The following is a 3992-nucleotide window of genomic DNA, read 5'->3' as shown; positions in this document are numbered from 1 at the left end:
CCACCGGCATCAGCCTCCTAGAGATGGGGTCGTCCCTCTGTTGGCTTGTCGGCAGAGGGGTGTGCCCGCCTTTTGACCTCTGCCAAAGGGCAAATGGCTGGGGAAATCTGGGTTGGAGGTGCAGGCTGCGATCAGAGGGATCCGGATCCCTGCTATCCCCCCCTGGGGGTTCCCATCCTGGTCAGAACATAGCCTCACCGCTGCTGTGCTGCGCAAAGGCGGCAGCAACAGCCAACCCAAGCCTGAGCCATTCGGCAAGCTCGGATCCGGGATCCCGCATTCATTAAAGACTGCGACTGCGAAAACCGACGTGCCTCCTTGGGGGCAGGAAAAACCTGAGATGATTGTGACATTCTCCTTGGGCAAATGCAGCCGGCAGTGTGGGGATCCCAATTTCGGCCAGGATACGTGTTGGGACAGAATAGGCCTGCGGCCACTTGTGCAAAGGGTAAAAGAACTATCCGAGGGAGGTGACTGCATTGTTTGCCCAAGTCACTGCTGCCGCTCTGCTGGGACTCCGGGCCGTGCAGGTTACGGTGGAGGTGGATGTGGGCGGTGGCTTGCCCCAGATCACCTTGGTGGGACTGCCCGATACTGCCGTTCAGGAGGCCAAAGAGCGAGTGCGGGCGGCGATCAAGAACTCCGGCTTTGCTTTACCCCAGCGGCGGATCGTCGTCAACTTGGCCCCTGCCGATCTGCGCAAAGAGGGCCCCAGCTTCGATCTGCCCATTGCCATCGGGATCTTGGCGGCCTCCGGGGTGATCGAGGGGGAAGCGCTGGCCAACACCCTGATGGTGGGGGAATTGGCCCTAGACGGCACCCTACGCCCGGTGGCCGGGGTTCTGCCTATTGCCGCCAGCGCTGCCGAGATGGGGATCCGCCGCCTGGTGGTACCCCAGGAAAATGGGCCGGAAGGAGCGGTGGTGCAAGGGATCCAAGTGTATGGGCTGCCCTCCTTGGCGGCGGTGGTGGGCTGGCTGCAAAACCCAGAGGGAGTTGAGCCGGTGCGGATCCAGCCAGAACAGATGTTGCCAACCGAAACGGAACCCCTGCTGGATTTGGCCGATGTGAAGGGGCAAGAACATGCCCGGCGGGCTCTGGAGATCGCGGCAGCCGGCGGGCACAACCTGTTGCTGGTGGGCAGCCCGGGAGCGGGCAAGACCATGCTGGCGCGGCGACTGCCCGGCATTCTGCCCCAGCTGCAGTGGGAAGAGATGTTGGAGATCACCCGCATCTACTCGGCAGCCGGCCTGTTGCGGCAAAACCTGCACCTGGGACGCCAGACCCCCCTGATCGCCCAGCGGCCCTTTCGCGCTCCCCACCATTCGGCTTCGGCAGTGGCGCTGGTGGGTGGCGGCCCCTACCCCAAGCCCGGGGAAATCTCGCTGGCCCACCATGGCATCCTGTACCTGGATGAGCTGACGGAATTCCGGCGGGAGGTGCTGGAGGTGCTGCGCCAACCCCTGGAAGATGGCAAAGTCACCATCTCCCGCGCCCGCGTTTCCCTAGAGTTTCCCGCCCAAACCACCCTGGTGGCCTCCACCAACCCCTGTCCCTGCGGCTTCTACGGGGATCCCGTTCACCCCTGCACCTGTACGCCGCAACAGCGGGAGCGCTACTGGTCCAAGCTCTCCGGCCCGCTGCTGGATCGCATCGACCTGCAGGTGCGGGTCAACCGCCTTAAGCCGGAAGAAATTGTCCGCGCCCAGGGCGGCGAATCCTCCCAAGCGGTGCAGCGGCGGGTGGAGCGGGCACGACAACGGCAGCGGCAGCGCTTTCAAAACGAGCCTGGGATCCACTGCAACGCCCAGATGCAATCCCGCCACCTGCGGCAGTGGTGCTCCCTTTCGGATCCCTGTCGCAAGCTCTTGGAAAGCGCCATCCAAAAGTTGGCCCTGTCTGCGCGGGGGAGCGACCGCATCCTCAAGGTGGCCCGCACCATCGCCGATCTCGAGGGCGCGGAGGCCATTGCCCCCACCCACATTGCCGAAGCGATTCAATACCGCAGCCTGGATCGCGCTCGGCTGTAAAGCCCAAGCGCTCGGCGCCGCTGACGCGACCACCCCTAGCCCCCCTCCCAGATAGGGTTTCCCTCACTGCCAGAGCTCCGGTCTGTCCTACGGGATCCCATCCCCTGTTTTGCTGGGAAAAAGCTGCCCCCCTTGCACCTGAAGGATTTGGGCGGCCTTGAGCCAGCTGGCGTCGAAGGATCCCAGATGGGTGGTGGTAACCAAGGTTTGCACGCGCTCCTGAATGGCTTCCAAGAGCTGGTTTTGCCGCTGCAGATCCAGCTCGGCCAGCACATCGTCCAAGAGCAGCAAGGGCGGATCCCTGACCACCTGCTCGATCAGCTCCAGCTCGGCCAGCTTTAGGGCCAAGACCAAGGTGCGCTGCTGCCCCTGGGATCCGTAGGCGCGGGCGGCGGCTCCGTTGATGCACAGCTCCACTTCATCCCGATGGGGGCCCACCAGAGAGCTGCCCAGGGAGTGTTCGGCGGCGGCTTTGGCGCGGATCTCGGCCAAAAACTGGGCTTGGATCACTTCGGGGCTGGCCTGGGGATCCGGCAGGGGCACCTGGGGTCGATAGGTGAGGGTGAGGGTCTCCCGTCCGCCGCTGATGGTTTGGTGCCAGCGGGCGGCCAGGGGTTCCAGCCGTTGCAGCAGCCGGGCACGACGGCGCATGATCCGGCTACCGGTGGTGGCCAGTTGGGCATCCCAGAAGTCCATCTGCGAGAACTTGTCGCCGGCAGCCGCGGGATCCTGCTTCAGCAGGGCGTTGCGCTGCTTGAGGATCTGGCGATACTGCTCCACCAGGCCGAGGTAAGCTGGCTCCAGCTGCAGCAACACCCCATCCAACCAATTGCGCCGCGCCTCTGGCCCCCCTCGCACCAGCTCCAGATCCAGGCTGGAGAACACCACGGCATTCACCTGTCCCAAAAAGTCCACCTGGCGGCGCAGCACCTGCCTGTCCACCTTCAGGGATCGCCTGCCGCTGCTGCGCAGCTCCATCACCAGCTCGTGGGCCACCCCCAGCCGTTCCACCGTGGCGGCAATCCGCGCCTGCTGTTCTTCTTGATGCACCAGCTCCCGATCCCGAGCGGCCCGCCGCGAGCGTAAGGTGGCCAACAGCTCCACCGCTTCCAGCAGGTTGGTCTTACCCTGGGCGTTCTCCCCCACCAGGATGGTTTTGGGCGCGTCGAAGGGGATCCCTTGCTCCCGGTAGTTGCGAAAGTGCCACAGGTGCAGGAAACGCAGGTACACCAAGGGAGATGTAAAGACGCGATCAGTCAGTATTCGAGAAGAACAGCCCCCGCTCTGGGGGCTTTCACTTTAACCCAACTCCAGCAGGGGCAAGAGAAGGTAGAGGGGTTAACCCCGAAGACTCAGCCAGCAGGGATCCCTTCTATCCCCTCAGTTCAGGGTAGGCCAGATCAGCGCCTACTCAGGGCAGCCACCCCTCCGAGGCGCTCAGCCGCCAACAGATGGAGGGCTGCGCGGGCAGAGTAGCGGGCAGCTTTGCTGCGACTGTAGTCGGCGAAGGTGTAGCTGCCGGGATCCGTACTCACGTTGCCCAACAGGTTCTGCACTTGATTCTGCAGGCTAGAGACGCTGCCAGAGTTGACGTTGGCGAAGGTCATCTCTGCTTGTAGCCGGCTGAGGTACTCCTGAGCCCGGAAAGCGGCCTCGAAGAAGGAACGGCCAGGGCGACCCATAAAACCCAGCTCCGCTGCCCCGCTGAGCTTGCGCCGGGGATCCCAGCACCAGGGGGGTGAGGAGCACCAAAATCGGCAGAGAACAGCCGAGGGCACGGGTGAAGGAGGAACGAATCCTTTGCCAAGCCACTCGGCCTTACCTCAGGGGGGATCCAACTACCCTGAGCGAGGTCATGGCAACCAACCGCGAAATGGGAATCAGGGGAGAAGGGCTGGGGAAACGTCTCAAACTTCATCTAGACCTGGATCTAGAATGGCCCAAGCTGGTCGGCCCGAGTTG

At 63.7% G+C, this 3992-nt stretch carries 3 protein-coding genes; 1 reads left to right on the top strand and 2 read right to left on the bottom strand.

Translation table 11 applies throughout. The features are described 5' to 3' along the window. The first annotated feature begins 479 nt into the window (after positions 1–479). On the top strand, positions 480–2030 hold the full coding sequence (locus tag NW837_RS14780) for a YifB family Mg chelatase-like AAA ATPase (protein WP_414332332.1): 1551 nt from the start codon (positions 480–482) through the stop codon (positions 2028–2030). Positions 2031–2117: 87 nt separating this feature from the next. Here NW837_RS14780 and recF read toward each other — a convergent pair whose 3' ends face one another. Both recF and NW837_RS14770 read right to left on the bottom strand, forming a co-directional pair. Beyond that, positions 2118–3260, bottom strand: a complete 1143-nt coding sequence (gene recF, locus NW837_RS14775; RefSeq protein ID WP_414332330.1) for a DNA replication/repair protein RecF — start codon at positions 3258–3260, stop codon at positions 2118–2120. Positions 3261–3430: 170 nt separating this feature from the next. After that, the gene (locus tag NW837_RS14770) at positions 3431–3808 is read right to left on the bottom strand and encodes a hypothetical protein (RefSeq protein ID WP_414332328.1); all 378 of its coding nucleotides are present in this window, start codon (positions 3806–3808) and stop codon (positions 3431–3433) included. Positions 3809–3992: the final 184 nt, after the last annotated feature.

It is taken from the genome of Synechococcus sp. R6-10 (assembly GCF_047461815.1).
In the GTDB taxonomy this organism is placed as follows: Bacteria; Cyanobacteriota; Cyanobacteriia; order Thermostichales; family Thermostichaceae; genus Thermostichus.
The sequence above is the reverse complement of the archived record's forward strand: the minus strand, read 5'-3'. Positions and strand labels throughout refer to the sequence as shown.